This is a genomic window from Parabacteroides chongii (assembly GCF_029581355.1).
GTDB lineage: Bacteria > Bacteroidota > Bacteroidia > Bacteroidales > Tannerellaceae > Parabacteroides > Parabacteroides chongii.
The window spans coordinates 689,022-707,981 of record NZ_CP120849.1 but is presented as its reverse complement, the minus strand read 5'-3'; the positions used below and the strand labels follow the sequence as shown (position 1 = coordinate 707,981).

Genomic DNA, 18,960 nt, shown 5'->3' with positions numbered 1-18,960 from the left:
CAATGTATTAATATACAAATGTAGGATTGATCCGCGAATAATCGTCCTGCAACAGGTTACTTTTTCTTCCGGAGCTTCTTCTTGATCCAGAAATAATAACCGGTCAGGGCGAATACCGCTCCGAGGAAGGAGACGAGGCAAGACAGTATACGGGTAGTCATGCCGCCCCATGAACCAACGTGTACGGAATAGATCCATCCTCTGATCTTTCCGGACTTAGGAAGGTCTTTGTATAGTTGCACATCCGTGATTTCTCCGTTTGCCGGATCGAAAGTATAACGGTCGCTTCCCCGGGTATTGCCGTATTGGGCGGCAGATACGGTGGCAGAACCGTCCTGGATGGTGATGGAGTTATATTTCGGATAACGGCTTTGCAGGTCGGCTAAGACCGTAGCCCATTGGGTATAATCGGCTTCTGCACGATTACTTTTTTCTCTTTCTGAAGAGTGTCCGCCTTTGTTACCTTCCCTTTTTTCTCCGGACGGCTTTTCTTTGGAACCTCTTTCTTTGGAACCTCTTTCTTTAGACTTCCCTTTGGAATCGGATGGGGCGGGAGTATGTGCCTGCGGTTGGGTAGTTTCGACACCGAAGACGGTATAGAAAGCATCACGGTACCAGCCGAAAGACCAGGTTAAGCCCGTCAGCGTCAGGACGAGCAGGAGCAGGGTGGCGTAGAAACCACCCGAGACATGCAGGTCGTAGAAGAAACGATACCAGCCGGATTTTGTTTTTATCTTCAGGCGGTTCTTCAGGACTTTCTTGTTGCGGGGATACCAGATCACCACGCCACTTATCAGGATGATAGCCATTACCAGTGTCGCGTAGCCTACAACGGCTTTGCCTAACGAGAAACTGCCGTCGCGTTTGTAGGAGTCGAGCAGCCAGCGGTGCAGGCGCATCATTTGCATAAAGAAACCTTGTCCGTCGTCGATGCCGGTGATCTCTGCGGTATAGGGATTGATGAAAGCGGCTGCTTTTTTACCCGGCAATACCACCTGCCAGGTACGTTTGGGGTCCTGCGAAACACGGATGCCGTTTATTTGGATGGACTCAGGCAATTGTTGGCGTGCCGAACTGAGTAAGGCGGCAGGCGTAAGCGGTTCCCCTTTTACCTCTTTGACGAAATAGCGGGAAGGATAGCACACTTCCAATATCTCCGTTTCAAATACCAATATCGCACCTGTCAGGCAGACAATCGCGATGATGATACCAAAAGGTATCGATAACCATAAATGTATCTTTGCAAATAACTTTCTCATTTACCATATAGTTGTTTGATCCCGTCATATATTCCCGGAATAGCGACTGTTCCGTGGTTCTCTTCGGGGAATGATTTACTAAAGAAACGCAGGTTTCCAGCCTGCGGCAAAACCTCTTTCAGGAGGTGGTTTACTTTGTTGAGGTGGATGTCCACCCGGTCGGTACGTTTCTTGGAAGCGACACCGATATACAGGCTTTTCCCTGTGAAGTCCTTTCCTGCAATCAGCGAGGCGGCTTCTTCCGACAACTTGCCCCGATCCCACCACAGGCTCGGATCGACAGCCAGATAGGTGTCGAACAGGTCGGTATGATGGAGGAATGTGTTGAGGGTAAACAATCCGGAGTAGGAATGGCCTATCAACATATTCTTTCCATTGGTGCGATAGCTATTGTCTATTACACTGCGAAGCTCCTCCGTCAGAAAGCGGCTGAAGAGTTCGCTTCCGCCACCCTGGGGGACGGCATCAGGAGCGATCTTTCCGTCTCGGCCTGCTGCCGAAGCGGTAGGTGTCAGGTCGCGTGTGCGGTCGACGTTCAGTACACCGACGATGATACTCGGGGGAAGATGCCTACCCTTGACCGTAGTGAATGTCCGGCTGATGCCGACTACCGAATGGAAGAATGCATCCCCGTCGAGCAGGTAGATCACCTGATAGCGCTGCGTTGTATCCCGTCCGTAGCTGTCGGGCAGGTGTACCCAGTAGTTTCGCTCTTCCTGTAAAACCGTGGAGTAAAGGCTATGTTTCTTTCCTATACAAATATCCTCCTGGCTCCGCATGGTTAGCGGGAGCAGGAGGAGTATAAGAAAGATGTGAATACGAATCATCTTTTATCTTAATCGTTATTATTTAGCGACTGTCAGTTTGCCGACACCGCTCACCTGAGTGGCTTCGATTGTCAGACCCTTTGTTGCTGCGGCTGTTGCCGGATCGATCTTGTAGATAACCGGGTTGCCGCCACCTTCGTTGAAGGTAACCGTTACGTAAGCAGTGCCGTTTTCAACATACGGAGCATCGCCGAAGCCGCTGATTGTGTCTGTTGAAGGAAGACCTGTTACGTATGTCAATTTCTTGTCACCAGCTTTGAATACAGCCAGCTGATTGGCTACGTAGCCGGCGGTGGAGAACGGTCTGTCATACATCAGCAACAGGAAATAGTCGCCTGTGATATGCCAGGTGCGGACGAAAGAGTTACCGTTGCTCATCGCTTCCAGGTTGCAGTAGTAATCATCGAAGTCAGTGCTTCCGGCAGGGATACGTACCACACCGGCTGGCAATGTCGTCTGCTGACGTGCGTCGGTCATCGTCTTGGCAAAGCTCGGGGAGAAGACATAGATATCACCGTTGTCGGCAGCCCAAACCATTTGGTAATACTGTGACTTCATACGTCCGGCAGCATAGCTGATCTTATCAGTCTTGATCAGTTTCTTGCTGGTCATGTTGGCATCGTCGAAGATAGCTACCCAACATTCGTTCGGGTACTGTGTCCACTGCAATTCGTCTTTCTTGTATGCGCTGCTGTTGGAACCACCCGATTCTTTCTTTACCAGGTCTTCGTTGCCGACTTTCACCCATTTGCCACCCTGGTCTTTTGTTCCGTACTGGCTCAGACCCATCGGGATGGCGGCACTGTAAATCTTGTTGTTGTGTTCCAGGATACCTGCCAGGGTTACATATTCACCGTTACCCAGGAAGTTTTCAGACAAATAGGCTTTGTTCTGTGTGTCGTTGGTGGTGAATGTTTCTGCTGCGGGATCGAGGTAAGACAACAGGAATACTTTCGGAGTGTAACCGTTTTCGTCACTCCAGTCTGTTGGGCCGTCACCGGTAGAGGAAGTCATAATGTATTTATCGTAAATACCGTAGGAGGTGAAACGCTTTACACCAAATTCGGCAGAACGTTTCTTTAATTCCCCCGGAGATTCCATGATGTAAGAACGGGTGCCTCCGGCTTCGCCCTGGTTGTAGGTGAGGGCGTAGAGGTATTGGTTCTTAAAGAATACCCAGTAGGTTGCACCGTCGTTCACGACACCGTTGTTTTTGGTGGTGACTGTGCCTTCGTCCAGCGATTCGGAGGTTACCAATACGTTGGTTGTATTTCCGGAAGCCGTAACGGAGGCGGCGATTACATATTCTGCATTGTTTTCTTCTTCTCCGCCGTCGTTTCCTCCGCCGTTAGTCGGATCGTCGTCACATGCTGTCAGTGTCAGTCCGGCCATCGCGGTTGCGAACAGGCCTGTTAAAAAGAAATTCTTCTTCATTTTGTGTTTGTTTTAATATGATTACTATCTATTATTATTATGTTGATAAAAATATCTGTTGTAAGTGGTTTGTTTATAGATGTTAGATAGTGACAGGTTGTATCTGTTTCCCCTCTTGAGAGGGGATAAGGGGTGTGTTAAAGCTAGTAATATGGCAAACTGTGACACACCCCCTGCCCCCTCTCAAGAGGGGAAAGGTTACCATTAGTTGCCTAAGTAGATACGGAACTTGCCGTAGAATGCCCGTCCCGCTTTCTGCAAGCTGAAATTGTCGTATAGCTTCTCGTCGGTGAAGTTGCGGCATTCGAAAGAGATGTTGTAACGTCCGTTCTGAAGGCTGTAAGACAAGGTCAGATTGTGGGAGAACTGGTTGGGAACTACATATTCACCTTTATTCGATCCGATGATGGAGGAATAATACGTGAAACTATGCAGATATTGATTGTCGTATGTAAAGATCAATGTATTGCCTTTCTTCCAGAGGTTACGCCAGTAGAGCGTCACGTCAGAGTCGGCAAAACGGTAGGGCAGGTTCGGCATACGCTCTTTGTAGGCGATGTTTTCCGCGTTGCTGCCGATTGCCGTTTTCTGGTTGTCGCGAACGTTCATTTGCGTATAGTTTCCTCCTACGCTCAGCCAGTTCGAGAAACTGTAACGGGCGGAGAGGTTGTATCCTTTGGTCAGTACTTTGCCGTAGTTGATGTAGCTCGCAGCCTGTTTACCGCCACTCAGGTCGGTGATGTTACGCTGGATATAATCGTTGGTGTTACGGTAGATCAGACCCCCTTCGACGTAAACGCCGTGCTTGCCCAGTGTCTTGTTGTAGCTGATATTCAGGTTCACGTTGTCGCTCTTCTCCGGTTTGATGCCGAGGTCACCCATTTCGAGGTCTTCGTTACCGAACATCTCTTCGATGGTGGGGAGGCGGTAGGCTTTCTCGTAGGAGAGTTTCGCCTGCAATCCCGGCAGGACGAAGTAAGTACCTGCCGCACCGTATCCCAGAGAGCTGACGCTGCGGGAAGTGCGGACGTATTCGGAACTCGTATTGTCGGTTGCCATCGGGCCCGCTACATACTGGTTGTAATGCTTGCCGAAGACGGAGAGGTTCCAGTGCTCCGACGGCATCAGTCGATACGACAGACCGGCAATGTTCTTGCGCGTCTGCTTGTCGATGGCATCCGTCAGTTCCTCGTTGGTCAGCAGCGAGGTGTTGGAGCGGCGGAAAGCGGTCAGTACATTGTTGAAAGTGAAAGAATGGGCGCGGCCCAGACGGTAATTGACCGTTACCGTACCATTCCAGTTATTGTTGTCCGACCGTGTATGCTGGTACGACTGCTCGCCACGCGAATTCATCAGGTGCTTTTCGCCGCGCCAGTTATATTCGTAGGCGGAGGTGTCGATGTTGGTCGTCAGGTTCTTATTGTAATTGGCGGTGAATACCAGGTCGAGTCCTTTGGTCAACAGGTCGCGTTTGTTGTATTCGAGCGACGGCATCAGCGAATGGCCTTTCCGGTGCTTCTCGCCGTAGACTGTATTCTGGCGTACCCCGGTCTGTATCTCCTGGTACATGTTCGAATAGGTGAAGCCCAATAACAGGCGGTCCGCCCAGTTCTTATTCACGAAGCCGACCTTTCCGATCACGGCTTCATTATGGTAGGTGTCGTTGAAACGTTTCACACGTTCTTTGTTTTCCGTATCGAGCCGTCCGGTTTCGAAATCCTTCACCGGGGCATCCACGTAATAATCGTTGTCCGAATAGTTTTGGAAAGCGTTGATCTCGTAGGTGAAACCGTTATCCAGCGTCTGCCCGAAGTTGACATACGATTTATGGGTATTGAACGATCCGTAGGAATAGGAGGCATCGAGGAACCAGTTACGATGCTTCTTATTCGTCACGATATTGACCACGCCGCCGATGGCATCCGTCCCGAAGCCGACGGGTACAACGCCTTTGTAGACTTCGATGCGTTCGGCAAAATTGACGGGGATATTGTTCAGCGCAAACGAATTGCCGACCCCTTCCTGCGGCACGCCGTCGATAAACACCTTCACATGTTTTCCGCTGAAACCGTCCAGCATCAATTGCATATCCGATCCGACACCGCCCGACTCACGAAGTTTCATCCCCGGTGCTTTCGAAAGGGCATCGCTCAGGCTCTTGGTAGAGTTCTGAAGTTCTTTGGTGTCTACCGCAATGGCGTTGAAGGCAGAACGTTTCAAACGACTTATCCCGTTGGAAACGACGACAACTTCATCCAGTTCTTCTACCTGCGGTGAGATGGTCAGGTTTTGTTTCGTGCGTTCGCCGTCGATCAGCCGGACTGCTTTCTCTACAGTCGTATAGCCGATGGCGGATACTACCAGTGTGTAATTTCCTGCGGGTGCTTTCAGATGGTAGATACCTTCTTCATTCGTTGTACCGCCGTAGCTTGTGCCTTTGAGATAGACTGTTGCAAAATCAACTATTTCTTTTTCCGTAGATAATATTTTTCCCGAGATCATAGCTTCCTTCTGTGCATTTGCTGTCAGGGCAACAAAAACAAAGGTCAACATTATTATCAATCCTCTTACAATCGCTTTCAATGTATTCAATCTTTTTACCGTTAATAAAAACCGATGCAAAGGTCGGGCGAAAAGGAAAGCGCATCAATCACCGATTATAGGTAAAAACAGAGGGGAAAAGGGGGGTGAAGGTAGCTATATGTAGGTAGTAGGTAGTTGACAGTTGACAAGTGACAGTAGACAGTTATTTCGGCTTTTAGCCGATTTGTGCAGTAACCCAACAAGGTGCAGCCTTGTTGGGTTACTGTTTTGGATAGTTCACTATTATCAATACAGATAAATAGTTCTTCTGATAAGAACAGAAACATTCACTTATCCGGTGAACAGGTTCGGATGACGAGAGGCTTTATTTGCCCTCCGTTATTTTATGTACCCAAGCCAGTATCGGTTTCCTTTTGGCATAACAGATGCCAATAACCGGTATAATAAGGATACCGCATATAATAGCAATCACTTTTATCCAGGCTATCAGGATATTATTCTCCCTAAGCAAATGAGCGTGATCGTCTGCCGGAGCGAATGTCAGGTTGGCAACCTTGGCTACTTTGCCCAACATCTTCATTGGGATGGAACCGTCCGGTATATCCTGATGACAGGCCATGCAAGTACCTCCGCGTGCCAGCCGGTCGCGTTGATCCGTAGTCAGCGGCATGGAAGTGGGCCAGTGTGTATCGATAGTCTGTACCTGTTTGCCTTCAGCGTTAAGTAATTGCATAAAGTCACCGTGCAAGTCTTTGATCGCGCTGATCTGTGCTTGGGTAAAATGACTGACATTCTCCCGGTCGGCCGTTACCACATCCGCATAACGGGTCGTTTGCGGTTCAGCATCGTACATGCCTCCATCCATGCCATAACCCATAGCGACCTGACTGCCATGACAATCGGAACAATCGCGGGAAGCCTTGGATGTAGTGTGAGGATTCAGCGGAGCCAGTTCCATTGCATCGTATCCTTCGGCTGTTTTGGCTACCCGGTTCCAGGTGGTTGTCTTTCCGTCGGGGCCGATCACCGTTCCGACAGTTTGTATAACCCCTACCAACGGAGTTACACGGCCTTCGCCATTAACGCCCAGCGGCGGATTCTCCCAGCGCATATGACTGTAATCCCCGTAGGTCGGTGCACCGGGTTGCATGACATACCGACCGTTCCGATCGGCAGATGTCCCGTCCGGATTTACCTTTTCAGCCGAGGTAAGCCAGTCGATAGAGTTTTGAGTATAATCGATCACATATTTGTAACCGTAATACTGTGCCGCCCAGGTAGAGTGACAGGCATAACATTCCAGCTTCTCCATATGTTTCCCGACGGCAATCATGGCAGTTTTCGCTTTGACAGGATCAGACCAGCTTTCATCTTTCGCCGCTTGTTTGAGCACAGGAACCTCAAAGTCGAGTCCCGTTTCGGAATGGACGATCACTTTATCCCCTTTTTTTACGACATTACCCAAGGCATTTCCCCGCGCAGATAACAGGTAACCGTCTTCTTTCGGATAAACAGTTGCAAACTGTACGGTGACATCCATCGGCTGGTCTGCCAGGCCACGAGCCTTTTTCATATCGAGCACCTTCCCGAACTCATCCCCGTAGCCGATCGGCAACTCCCAGGGATATTTATCCGGGATACCATGACAGTCTGCACATTCTATTTCGACGGTTGCCAACGTGGTAGTTCCGATATTCCCGTTGCCGTGCATCGAGTTGGTGGTATGGCAATCCTGGCATAATAAACCGGTAACAGTCTTGCCGTCCTTATCTATCTTATGGTGAGCATCGTCGCGGATATACTTGAATACATATCCGCCGTTGGCTTCCTGCGGCAATCCCTTTTCATCGAACGGCCCGCGGTTGTCGCCGTGATCCAGAGCCATCAATCCCTGGTAGGCATGCCCGATCCTGCGTCCGGCGGAGTGGCAGGCAGCGCAGGTAGATACCTGTATGCCGGTGAACTGTTTACCGTTTACTGTTACCGGTGATTTACGAGTCCCCTGCATGGAGTGTACCAATAGGTGACCTTTCTCTTTTTTATCGATGGAAGGATCGTTCCCTTCATAATATCCTTCATTGCTGTAAAGGTTGTGGCAGGCAGCACAGCCCATTCCACGGAAATGCCCTCTGTCCTGCATCCCTTTGTTACTTAGATGGCAGGCGTTACAATTTCTCAGGTAAGTATAGGCAGCCTGTTCGGGCATACTGTCAAGCTGATCCAATGATACCTCCGGAACTTGTTTCAACTTTTCAGGGAATTGTCCGGGGAAGTTCTTCGCCATTTCCTGCATATACGCTTTATAGGTATCGGAGCCGAAGCGGGGAGCCGCACCGTCTGTGTCCTGTACCTGATGGTCTGCATAAAGATGGTCGTGATTTTCCGTACCGATCCCCCAGCTCCACATGATCGCTTTCATTTTGCCGGCATCGGTGTTCATGTTGGAGAGGTGTACATTGTATGTATGGTCACCGTGGCAGAGGCCGCAGGTATTATCGTTTACCTGTAGTGCCCCGGGCACAGGGGTAAAACCGGCAAGTTTGCTCCCGGCTGGTTTACCGGAGTGAGCTTTATCCTTATTGATCGTTTCATGTGGATTCCCTCCGTGGCAGACTACACATCCGTTGGGATCACCCATTTCGGCCCCTTTCTTCAGGATATGTTCCATCATGGCCGATTGCAACGGACGGGCCGGTTCAATTCCCTGGTGGCAGGTCAGACAGTATTGTTTTTCTGCCGGGAAAGGTTTGTTTGGTAGGGTAGATGCGACGAAAGGTTTGTCCGGCAGGCTTCCGGTGTCCGGTGTTGAGGCTTCTGCTGTCGGTATGTTCAGGTAGTAATTGATTATGAAAAGGGCTGTGGCAGCCATCACAGATGCCAGGAGTGCATCCGTCAGTTTTTTACAGAAAGTGTTCCTCCCCATGGTACGTATAGATAAAATGATTAAACAATGTTGCGCTATTTACTTATAATAACAAAAGCGGGATTTAAAAGGTTGACTGTTTTATTGCGTATTTTTTACAGAAGCATTAATTTGCAATCGTTCTTCACTTTTTAGGGTTTGCCGTAAACTTTTTGCATCCTGGCGAGTTCTGTAAAAAGAGTGATAATCTGATAATATATATTTAACCCATCTCAACTCAGTTATAGATATGAAACAAATGACATTTGCCGTATTGGCCTGCCTGTTCTTTTCGTTAACCGTAGCTCGTGCCGAAACTTTGCGTGCTGATACCCTCTCTGTTGTTAACCGGAAAGAATTACCCCGTCTGAAATTTAACGGATTCCTGCGTTTTAATTACAACTATTCCGACTGGAAAGAAGGATCGAAGAAGCGTTGGGGCGACTTTGGATACGACCTGTTCAAGCTCGGTGTGAACGGTTCCTGGAAAAAGATCCTATTGGACGTCGACTTCCGTTTCTATGCGAAAGCTTCCGGCGGTGCCATGCTTAAATCCGGATGGATCGGGTATCAGTTCAATGAGAAACAGCAGTTACAGGTCGGACTGACCCGCGTTCCTTTTGGTATACAACCTTACGGGGCACATAATTATTTCTTCCAGATAGCCTATTACCTGGGATTGGAAGACGATTCGGATATGGGTATCAAATATATGTACACAGGAGATAAATGGGAATATGCCCTGGCATTCTTTAAGAATTCGGAAGAAGAATTGTTCGGTTCCGATTCGGAGACAGCGGGCGATCGTTACAGTTATGATGTGGCGGGTCGCAATAAAGAGGTAAACCAGTTCAATGGCCAGGTCTTTTATAACTGGGGGGATGAGGTAAAGCAAAAACTGGGTGCTTCGGCGGAGTTCGGAATGCTCTACAACCTCGATACGGAAAAGAACGGTACGCATTATGCTTTTGCCATCCATCATGAATTGTATTGGCGGGGTCTGAGTGTAAAGACGCAGGTATCGACATACGCCATGCATCCGAAAGATAAGCCGGGCGAAGACCGCGACCTGGTTATCATGACGGCTTTCAATGCACCTTATGAAGTCGCCGCCAAAGCGAATATCTATTCGATCAGTGCCGGTTATAAGATCCCTTTCAGTAAAGGGATTGTGAATAGCATCCAGTTCTATAATGACTTCGGATGGATGCAGAAGTGGAACAAGAGCTTCCACGATAGTTTCCAGAATGTCACCGGATGCCTGGTTACTGCCGGGCCGATTCTAGCCTATATCGATTACGCTCAGGGATTGCACCAACCCTGGTTCGGGCCGGACTGGAATGCATTCGGTGCGGGTACGGGAAGTAATTCGTGGCATGCCCGGTTCAATATCAGTCTGGGATATTATTTCTAGTGAAGAATAGTATGTAGATTATTCCATCCAGTCGCCATCCGGCCCACCTGGTCCTCCGGGACCGCCGTTACCCGGACCTTTCGGGCGATTCTCTTTCATATACTTCTGGTACTTTTTATATTGATCGCCGGAGAGGATCTCTTTGACCTCTGCGTCGTGTTCGCTGATCATTGTGTCCATTTTCTCTCTCATTTCATCGGGAGAGAATTGCTCTTTGCCATCCCTGCCGGACCGCATCTGTTGTATTTTCTCCATGAAGGCTTTCTCTTCCTCTTTGAGTTTTGTCACCTGATCGTCTGATAGAGCCAACTTCTTGATTAGTTTGTCGGTGATAAAAGAGGGCATCTCTCCTTTTTGGGGAGGACGTTGATCCGGTTTGTCCTGGTTACAGCAACAACAACAGCTATGAGGGCACCCTGGGAAAGGTCCGTGATGAGGTTGTGCCATGACAGGAGCCAGCAGAGTGAAAGCAAACATGCTTGCAATAATCGTTTTCTTTTTCATATTTCAGTCAATTATGTTGATTTGCGGATGAAGGTAAACGTCATGGCTGCTGAAAGCAAATAAAATAGACGGAGGGGGGAATAATCTCTGTTAAACGAGAATATTCTCCCCTCAATGTTATCTATTAGCTATGACCTCACTCATATATTAACGTATAAGGGAATACAAAAAATGACTTGTCCTCACATTTGATGGTGTGATAAGTTGGTCTTGATACACTCTCTTTTGTGTCGTAAAATGGGATAAATTATGCGAATTTATGAAATCGCTTGGCATGTTGGAAAATGTATAGTTGATTATCAGTGTTTTACAAAGGCGTACTTAGGCTCTTTTCCCTATAAGCTATAAGTGCTTATTTGTGATTTAATATCCTGTATTATATATGAATACGAATCGGTCGGAATGACTAATTTTAACGTTCCTTTAAATTCGTCAGCAAAGTTACTGCATTTTTTCAAACCGCCAATACTTTCCTCAATAATTTCTCTTTTCCTATATCCTTTCTTATCAACCGAATAGCAAAGTTTGTACGAAATAGCCACTTCAACTCACGAATCCCCAAAAAATGACGAGAAAAAAGGAACGTTTAAACTAGTCATTCACTTTCGAAGACGTTCCTGATCTAAGTTTAAAAGGCTTTTTAAGTAACACTATTATTAATATTAAATTTTAAATTATGAACAAAAAGTTTTCTACACTTATGGCAGTCTTTCTGGCTGCCGGTGCAACATTCACGGCGGAGGCCGGTGTGGTGTTGGTGAAGGGTGCTGATCTTGCTGATAATGATCAAGTGATCATTGTTAATAAGGAAATACCAGGAGATGGTTCTGTGGCTAAAGTTTTAACTGTTGGTTCTGGGACGTTAAGTTTGGCTGATATTACGAATGCTACGTCGGAAAGTGATTTGCAAGCCTTTCTTTGGAAAGTTGGTGGATCTAAACAAAGTCTTGTTTGGGTAAATGACGGAACGAAAGGTTTGACTTACAGTGGAGGTTGGCAATATGGAACAGTTGGAACGCTTACTGCTTTAACGACTGGAACCGCTACAAATAGTACAATAGTACAAGAGAGTGCTTCCAGTAAGTATCTGGATCTAACAGGTGGTGCTGTAGCAGAAAATACATCTACCAAAGATGTTTACTGCTACATGATTACTACCCCTGTGCTTAAAAATATAGAAGCACAGCCTATTTCAATTGAAACAAATAAGTATTTAGTAGCATCTAAGGATGGTAAAACGGCTTCGATTGTAGACTGTAGCACTGCTAAAGATCTTTTGTTCTTGGGTTATGAACCGTCTCAATATCTATGGAATGTAGATGCAGAAGGCGTAATTTCTTTAGCTGCAAATCCTGATGTGAAAGTTTCAGGTATAGCCCATTCAGGATCTTATGCAGTTACTTTGGGAACTAATGGTGCTAAAATAGAGCAAAATGGTACTAAATTATTTGTTGTAGTCGATGGAACAAGTTCTTTAGTAACAAATGGAGTTGCAACTGATATTACTAGCAGTAGTGCTGTGACATCTACGGCTCAACCGGATGCAACAAACTATGGTGATGGTGTTCCCTTTGCTGAAGGTGAAACATTTATGATTCATAGAGCAGATGGTGGTAATTCTAACACTGTTGCTGCAAATAAATACCTCTCTAAAGCAAGTGGAGCAGCTCTTACAGAAACAGCAGCTGGTGAGAATGCTTATTGGACAGCAGAAGCTGTAAATGGTAAAGAAAATGTATATCGCTTTGTAAATGCATCAGGACAGGTACTTGAGTTGGCTAATATTCAGGAGTTTCGTATTGTAGCTGTACCTAATGGAAGTAACGGTGGTAATTTGTATTATTTTGTAAATGCTGCCGGTGAAAAGGTTATTACAAGTAATACAGCATTAGGCTTTTTTGCTACAGAATTTGCAAGTACAACTATTATTGGATCTGGAGTTGCTAATACAAATCCTGCTTACTTCTCTTTCCACAAAGCCGCATCAACCGCTTACACAGCTGGTACTTTAGTTAAGAAATTAGGTGACGGTTTCACAATGACTTTGGCAAACAAGAAAGAAGGAGTAACTGATTTGCAGGGTAATCCGTTCCTGGGTAAGTTGAAAGTTGTTAAGCCGAAGATGGAAGGAACAAAAGTTACAGGTTTTGAATCTTATAAATCAACGGATAATGTAACATCTTACATGTTGGCAAATGATGAAGGTATTATTGTACTGAATCTGAACCAGGATGAAAAATGGTCTGTTGAAGGTATTACAGAGTTCAACGGAGTAAATGGTGGTTTCAAATTCAAGACAATCTCTGTAGATGATATGAAGACTATCATGAACTCTAAATCTGGTGATGCTGCTTATGCTGTAAGAAAACAGATTGCATATACTTTCTCTGTCAACCATAGTGCTGCAGATCAGAATGAAATCAGCTCTATTCAAGTACATGGTGTAACTCCTGCAACTAACACAAACACTTATAGCGTTATTTCATACAATAATGACGAAGGTTATTTCTTGTCTGCAGGTAAATTTACTGTACCTGCTACACAGGTTGGTGTATTGGTTTATGCAAGCTTCGGTAGCGATGCATTTGTTTTGACAACAGATGAAGCAAACAATCCGTTGAACTATAAGTATGTAAATATTACATTCATCTCTAAAAATACCAAAGTAAACAATAAAGTGTTGGCAATGGATGAAGACGGTGATGTAGCTCCTGTACAGGCTAGCAAGTTCTTATTCAACAAACCGGAAGGACAATGGGCTGTAACAGCTACAAATGGTGTAAAGAATACTGCAACGAAGAAAGCCGATGCTTATGCCTTTACATTTACAAATCGTGAATCACAGGAAGTGATAAATGTGAAAGACATGTATTCACTGGGTAACGACAAATACGCTGTAAGCTATACAGGTCGCAATCCGTTCGGATTCTCAACTGTTTCACGTGATACATTGGTTATCACTCCTTCTGCTGCTTCCGAATTGGATAACAACACTGTTCAGATGGATGGTTATGCAAACTTCAAAGCACTGGATGTACAGGATAATCAATATCGTCTAGCTGTTGCTTCTACAGAAGAAACTAACTTCTATGTTACAGAAAACCATTCAGGCAAACACCTGCTGGGCTTGACAAAAGAATTGGAAGGTGCTGCTACCTGGAAACTGGTTCCGTTGACTGAAAAGGCTACTTACGGTTCATTCGGTACTTTGAAAACTCCGACAGATTCTATCTATCAGATCACTAAGGTGGGTTATTATGATGCTAAAGGCAGATATCAGACTTATAATGATACATTGGCTATCATTAGCTACGCTTTGCAGAATGCTGCTAACGACGAATATCTGACTTATGAAAATCCTCAGACTTTGGATATCCTGTCTATGATCTGCGATAAGGATTCTAAGAGTTATGCAACTTCTAAAGATCTGGGTAAAGCTTACCGCTTTGTTTTGAAAGAAAAACAGAATGGTCTGTATAATCTGGTCGGTGTATCTCAGAATGATAACAAATCATTTGCAATGGATCTGAACAAGAAGCTGTATGGCGCAACTACAACTAAACAGGGTGCTGTAGAAGTTGAAGCTGCTTACGAACAAGTAAATTCTAACGACCTGTTCGATCTTCAGTTAGTTGCAGCTCCTGAATATCGTTTGAAGAATATGGGCGATACGATCCGTATCTTCCGTCAGGAAAACGAATATGATCAGATGTATGAAAACGGTGAATTCCTGAATCTGGGTAATAAAGCTCAATTGAAAGATATGGCTCCTGCTTTGTATGTAGATACAGCTTATGTGAACCGTGGTCATAACAGCCGCTACCAGTATCTGTTGGTTGTTAATCCGAAGTATGTACCTGAACAGGAATGTACAATCCCAGGTCACCCGGCAGTTCATCCGGATACAACATACGGTCGCTTCCTGGTTAACTTAGTTGACACAGCTTATATTGCTTATACAAAGGGTGCTATCCATACTAATAAGTATATCAATGTAGGTGAAGCAGGTGAAAACTTTGCTAAGTTAGGATTCGTATATGGTTTCCGTACAGGTGATAAACTGTATATCACAGACAAGAACTATAAGAAGAGTGGAAAGACTTCTGATGTAATCGATTTGAGCACAAGTGCTTTCAATACAGCTAAATTCGCATTCCAGTATATCAATCCGATCAACCATGAATCAGATGGTTCATTCAAGATTCAGACTGGCTACTACGATTATGATGCTTATGTAGCTAATGGCAAACGTCCGGATGTATCTAACAACGGTTATTTGAAGAACATTAATGGTGTAGTAGTTGTTGCTAAGGGTTACGAAGCTGGTGACAAGTTTGATTTGGCTGCAGAACATTCTAATCCGGTTGCTAACGAAGGAATCAATGCATCTGAAGTGTCAGTTATCGCTACAGAAGGTGCAGTCATCATCAAGGGTGCTGAAGGCAAGAAAGTTACTATCAGCAACGTACTTGGTCAGACAATTGCTAACACAGTTGTTGCTTCTAGCGAAGCTACAATTTCTGCTCCTCAGGGTGTAGTTGTAGTAGCCGTAGAAGGTGAAGCCGCTGTTAAAGCAATCGTAAAATAAGAAACTATTTATAATCAATAAATTTAAATTGACTGCGCGTAGGGGCGGTTCGTGAACCGCCCCTGTCAATTACCCTGTGACAGGCGAACAAGCAGTCGGTATTAATACTAAAGTAATGAAATAAAGTTCTTCTGTTCGATCTCTGTGAAGAGCAAAGACAGACAAAAACAAGCCCCGGGGGATTTATCTTTCGGGGCTTCGTTGTAGATAAACACTGAATCTGTTGCCATCTTCATTGGCAATGAATATATAATAAATAAACATCAAATGAAAAAAAAGAAGAATCCCCCGCATCCCTTTCACTGGATGCGCTGCATGAAGCATATCGACCGGATGCTGAAAGGCGGTAACACGGCACATCCCGATGGTCGCCTTCATCATCTGATGTATGCTATTTTCGACTTTAAGGTCGATGCCGCTACCGTGAAACGTTACTATTATATGTCGGAAGATGCAGAAGAATTTGGGAAATAAATGCTCCCTTTTTGCATACCCTAGTTGCACGTGCCCCCTCTTATGTGTGAAGATGTTTTATGAGTGTTACTTGTTGTTTATCAGTTGTATAGATCGCTGGTGAACGATCTCCTAAACAGGCGAAGGACACGAAAGGACAAAAAGGACACCGTCACAATTTTGAGATGAGGGGGTATGCAGTCAGTCTTAAAAGGCTGCATATTATTCGTCTTTCTTCCGGTTTTTGTTGATAAATATTAGGCATAGTTTATTCGGTTTGTAAATAACTTTCCTAAAGATATATACTACGCAGAATGCCTGGTATTTTCATTCCCGTTTTGAAATTGTGACGGTGTCCTTTTTGTCCTTTTGTGTCCTTCTTGTATCTAATCAGCTGATAAACAGTAGGGTGTTCTATGTCTTGTCGTGCAACAGGATATAGGGAATAAACAGGTACTCTATAGGGTGCAAACGGATACTCTATAGGGAATATTAAGGTACCCTATAGAGTAAAAATATCACTTTGTCAACGGCTTATTCCCTGATCAGCCGTATCAGCGTTTCATGCATCGCCCCATTGGTGGCAAGCACTTCGTCGCCCGACTGCCAGTTGTCGCCACCGCTGAAGTCGGTCACTTTACCTCCCGCCTGCATCAGGATCAGGGCACCGGCGGCAATGTCCCAGGGACCGATATAAGCCTCGATACGGGCTTCGAACCGTCCGGCGGCAATATAGCATACTTCGGCTGCCGCAGCTCCCATCAGACGGGTTCCTCCGGCAAAGCCGTACAGCCTGTCGACGAGGCGGAGGGCTACCGGGCGATAAGCATCCGAGTTGTAAGGAAATCCTAGATCGATAAAAGCTTTGTCGAGGTCGGACACGTCGGATACATGTATCTCTTTACCGTCGAGATAGGCTTTGCTGCCTTTCCAGGCATAGAAACATTCGTCGCGGCAGACTTCATAGACTACGCCGAGCAATAACTCCTCTTTGTTGCGCAGAGCGATGCTGACACAATAAGGGGCAAGATCATGGATATAGTTGGAAGTCCCGTCCAGCGGGTCGACCAGCCAGCAGTAGTTTTCGTCTGTCAGGCTTCCGCTACCTTCTTCGGCGATGAAACCGGCTTCGGGAAGCAGGGCGGAGAGTTGTGCGATCAGCCACTTTTCCGATTCCTTGTCGACATACGATACATAGTTGTGGGCACTTTTTTCTTCTACTCGTGCGCGGTCGAATTTACGTCGTTCCTCTTTCAGGAAAGCCCCGGCTTTCCGGGCTATCCGTTGTACCTGGGTACAAAGTTCTTCTAAGTTCAACATATCTTTATATTCTCTTTTTGGTCTGACAAACATACACATTTTGGAACTAAATAAGATGAGTTGTACTGAATATTAATGAAAAAGATATACTTTTGACCAATTGAAAAACGATCGTCCTATGAGCATCTTTAACTTCCGGAAACGTCCTGCCGCTTATGGCGGTGAGGAGAAAGCAGAGACTTATGATTTCTCTGAGATAGCTGCTTTCTTCCGTTGTGATACCCATAAACAGGCTCTGGGAGTGCTGTCTGAGCAAACATGCTCCGACCTGGGACTGGATGATCTGTTCATGTTTACCGACCGTACCGCCTCTCGGGTGGGACAACAATACCTTTATAACCTGATGCGTACGATCCCGGAAAAGGATGGGGAGATTAAGGCGAACGAGGCTATCATTGAAAAGCTCTCTGCCGATTCTGAAGAACATGCCTCTGTAGTAAAAGAGCTGCAAATTCTGCAGGCTGTGGAAGCGTATAGTATCGCTCCTTTGTTGCAGACCGAACATCCGCCTGTATCTGCCTGGTGGCAGTTTGTGCTCCGGGTCTGCAGCCTTCTGCCGACGTTTTTCCTTTTGTTGTTTCTGTTTTATAAGCTGGTACCGGCGTTGCTGCTGTTGTTTGCCGCCCTTTTGGTGAATGGAGGGCTCCATTACCGGAACAAACATAACGGACTCGGCTATCTGGTATCGATGCCCCAGCTGATAAAGATGCTGGACGCAGCAGGAAAACTGGCTGTCGATCCGTTGTTATCGGCGATAAGCAGGAATGTGCCTGGGGCACTGGCTTCGCTGGAGACGTTGAGGCGGTCGAGTAAATCCCTGCGGATAGAGTCGAGGCTGGATAACGACCTGGCTGTGATCCTGTGGTCTGTCACGGAGATGATAAAGATATTCTTTCTGATAGAACCTTTGGCATATAATAAGATGGTCCGTTTGCTGAAAGATAAAAATGCGGCCATCGAGACCGTATTTCGTTTTGTCGGGTTGACCGACAGCCTTTCGTCGGTGGCTTTTCTTCGCAAAAGGCTTCCTTATTATTGCCTGCCGGGACAACCGGACGTTGAGGTGCGCATGGAAGCAGACGAGATGTATCATCCGCTGGTGGAGAATTGTGTTTCGAATGCCATCAGCATAAAAGGACGTTCCATCCTGTTTACCGGTTCGAATATGTCGGGCAAGACGACCTTTATCCGGACTTTAGGCGTGAATATTCTTGCGGCACAGACATTGAATACAGCTTTTGCCCGGCAGATGCAGCTACAGATGCCCGTTATGATACATGCCGCCCTGATGTTATCCGACAGCCTGTCCGATGGCAAGAGCTTTTATATGAAGGAGGTGGAATCGATCCGTGACATGCTTTCTTACAGTCAAAGCGAGCACACCAACCTCTTCCTGCTGGATGAGATATTTAAAGGGACGAACACGACTGAACGGATAGCGGCAGCTAAGGCTGTGCTGTCATTCCTGAATACTTCCCGCAATATCGTGGTGGTCTCCACCCACGATACCGAACTGGGTACATTCCTTGCAAATGAATACGACTTGTACCATTTTTGCGAGACAATATCCGAAGGGATGCTTTCGTTCGATTATAAGCTAAAATCCGGAAATTTATACCAGCGAAATGCGATACGGATCTTGGAGATCAATGACTATCCGGCTTCATTGATCGAGGATGCTTACTCCGTTATCCGGCAGATAGAAGGTTAAGCTT

At 46.1% G+C, this 18,960-nt stretch carries 11 protein-coding genes; 4 read left to right on the top strand and 7 right to left on the bottom strand.

The genetic code is table 11. The annotated features are described in order from the left end of the window. Positions 1-56 precede the first annotated feature (56 nt). The 5 genes from P3L47_RS03020 to P3L47_RS03000 form a co-directional block, all read right to left on the bottom strand. Positions 57-1,259, bottom strand: a complete 1,203-nt coding sequence (locus P3L47_RS03020) for a PepSY-associated TM helix domain-containing protein (protein ID WP_277782634.1) — start codon at positions 1,257-1,259, stop codon at positions 57-59. Beyond that, a complete protein-coding gene (locus tag P3L47_RS03015; protein WP_277782633.1) occupies positions 1,256-2,086 on the bottom strand; it encodes an alpha/beta hydrolase in 831 nt (276 codons plus the stop codon). The genes P3L47_RS03020 and P3L47_RS03015 overlap by 4 nt, the downstream gene beginning before the upstream one ends. 18 nt (positions 2,087-2,104) lie before the next feature. Continuing rightward, entirely contained in the window at positions 2,105-3,520 is a 1,416-nt protein-coding gene (locus P3L47_RS03010; protein ID WP_277782632.1) for a DUF4374 domain-containing protein, read from the bottom strand. A 204-nt stretch (positions 3,521-3,724) separates the two neighbouring features. Then, positions 3,725-6,022 carry a TonB-dependent receptor gene (locus P3L47_RS03005; RefSeq protein ID WP_277783662.1) on the bottom strand — a complete coding sequence of 766 codons (2,298 nt, stop codon included), beginning with the start codon at positions 6,020-6,022 and terminating at the stop codon, positions 3,725-3,727. Between the two features lie 406 nt (positions 6,023-6,428). Continuing rightward, on the bottom strand, positions 6,429-8,987 hold the full coding sequence (locus P3L47_RS03000; protein ID WP_277782631.1) for a hypothetical protein: 2,559 nt from the start codon (positions 8,985-8,987) through the stop codon (positions 6,429-6,431). A 229-nt stretch (positions 8,988-9,216) separates the two neighbouring features. Here P3L47_RS03000 and P3L47_RS02995 point away from each other — a divergent pair, with 229 nt between their 5' ends. Further along, positions 9,217-10,380, top strand: coding sequence for a hypothetical protein (locus P3L47_RS02995; protein WP_242506896.1), 1,164 nt, complete (start codon positions 9,217-9,219; stop codon positions 10,378-10,380). Between the two features lie 18 nt (positions 10,381-10,398). Here P3L47_RS02995 and P3L47_RS02990 read toward each other — a convergent pair whose 3' ends face one another. After that, positions 10,399-10,884 (bottom strand): hypothetical protein, encoded by a 486-nt coding sequence (locus P3L47_RS02990; protein ID WP_277782630.1) that lies wholly within the window; start codon positions 10,882-10,884, stop codon positions 10,399-10,401. A gap of 676 nt (positions 10,885-11,560) precedes the next feature. Between P3L47_RS02990 and P3L47_RS02985 the strand changes: the two genes are divergently transcribed. Together P3L47_RS02985 and P3L47_RS02980 are read left to right on the top strand one after the other, a co-directional pair. Continuing rightward, positions 11,561-15,472: a DUF6383 domain-containing protein gene (locus P3L47_RS02985; RefSeq protein WP_277782629.1), complete on the top strand. Its 3,912-nt coding sequence runs from the start codon at positions 11,561-11,563 to the stop codon at positions 15,470-15,472. A gap of 267 nt (positions 15,473-15,739) precedes the next feature. Continuing rightward, positions 15,740-15,946, top strand: coding sequence for a hypothetical protein (locus tag P3L47_RS02980; RefSeq protein WP_277782628.1), 207 nt, complete (start codon positions 15,740-15,742; stop codon positions 15,944-15,946). Between the two features lie 513 nt (positions 15,947-16,459). On the opposite strand, the gene P3L47_RS02975 is transcribed toward P3L47_RS02980, so the two are convergent. After that, a complete protein-coding gene (locus tag P3L47_RS02975; RefSeq protein WP_277782627.1) occupies positions 16,460-17,245 on the bottom strand; it encodes an inositol monophosphatase family protein in 786 nt (261 codons plus the stop codon). A gap of 118 nt (positions 17,246-17,363) precedes the next feature. Here P3L47_RS02975 and P3L47_RS02970 point away from each other — a divergent pair, with 118 nt between their 5' ends. Further along, entirely contained in the window at positions 17,364-18,956 is a 1,593-nt protein-coding gene (locus P3L47_RS02970) for a MutS-related protein (RefSeq protein ID WP_277782626.1), read from the top strand. Positions 18,957-18,960 lie beyond the last annotated feature (4 nt).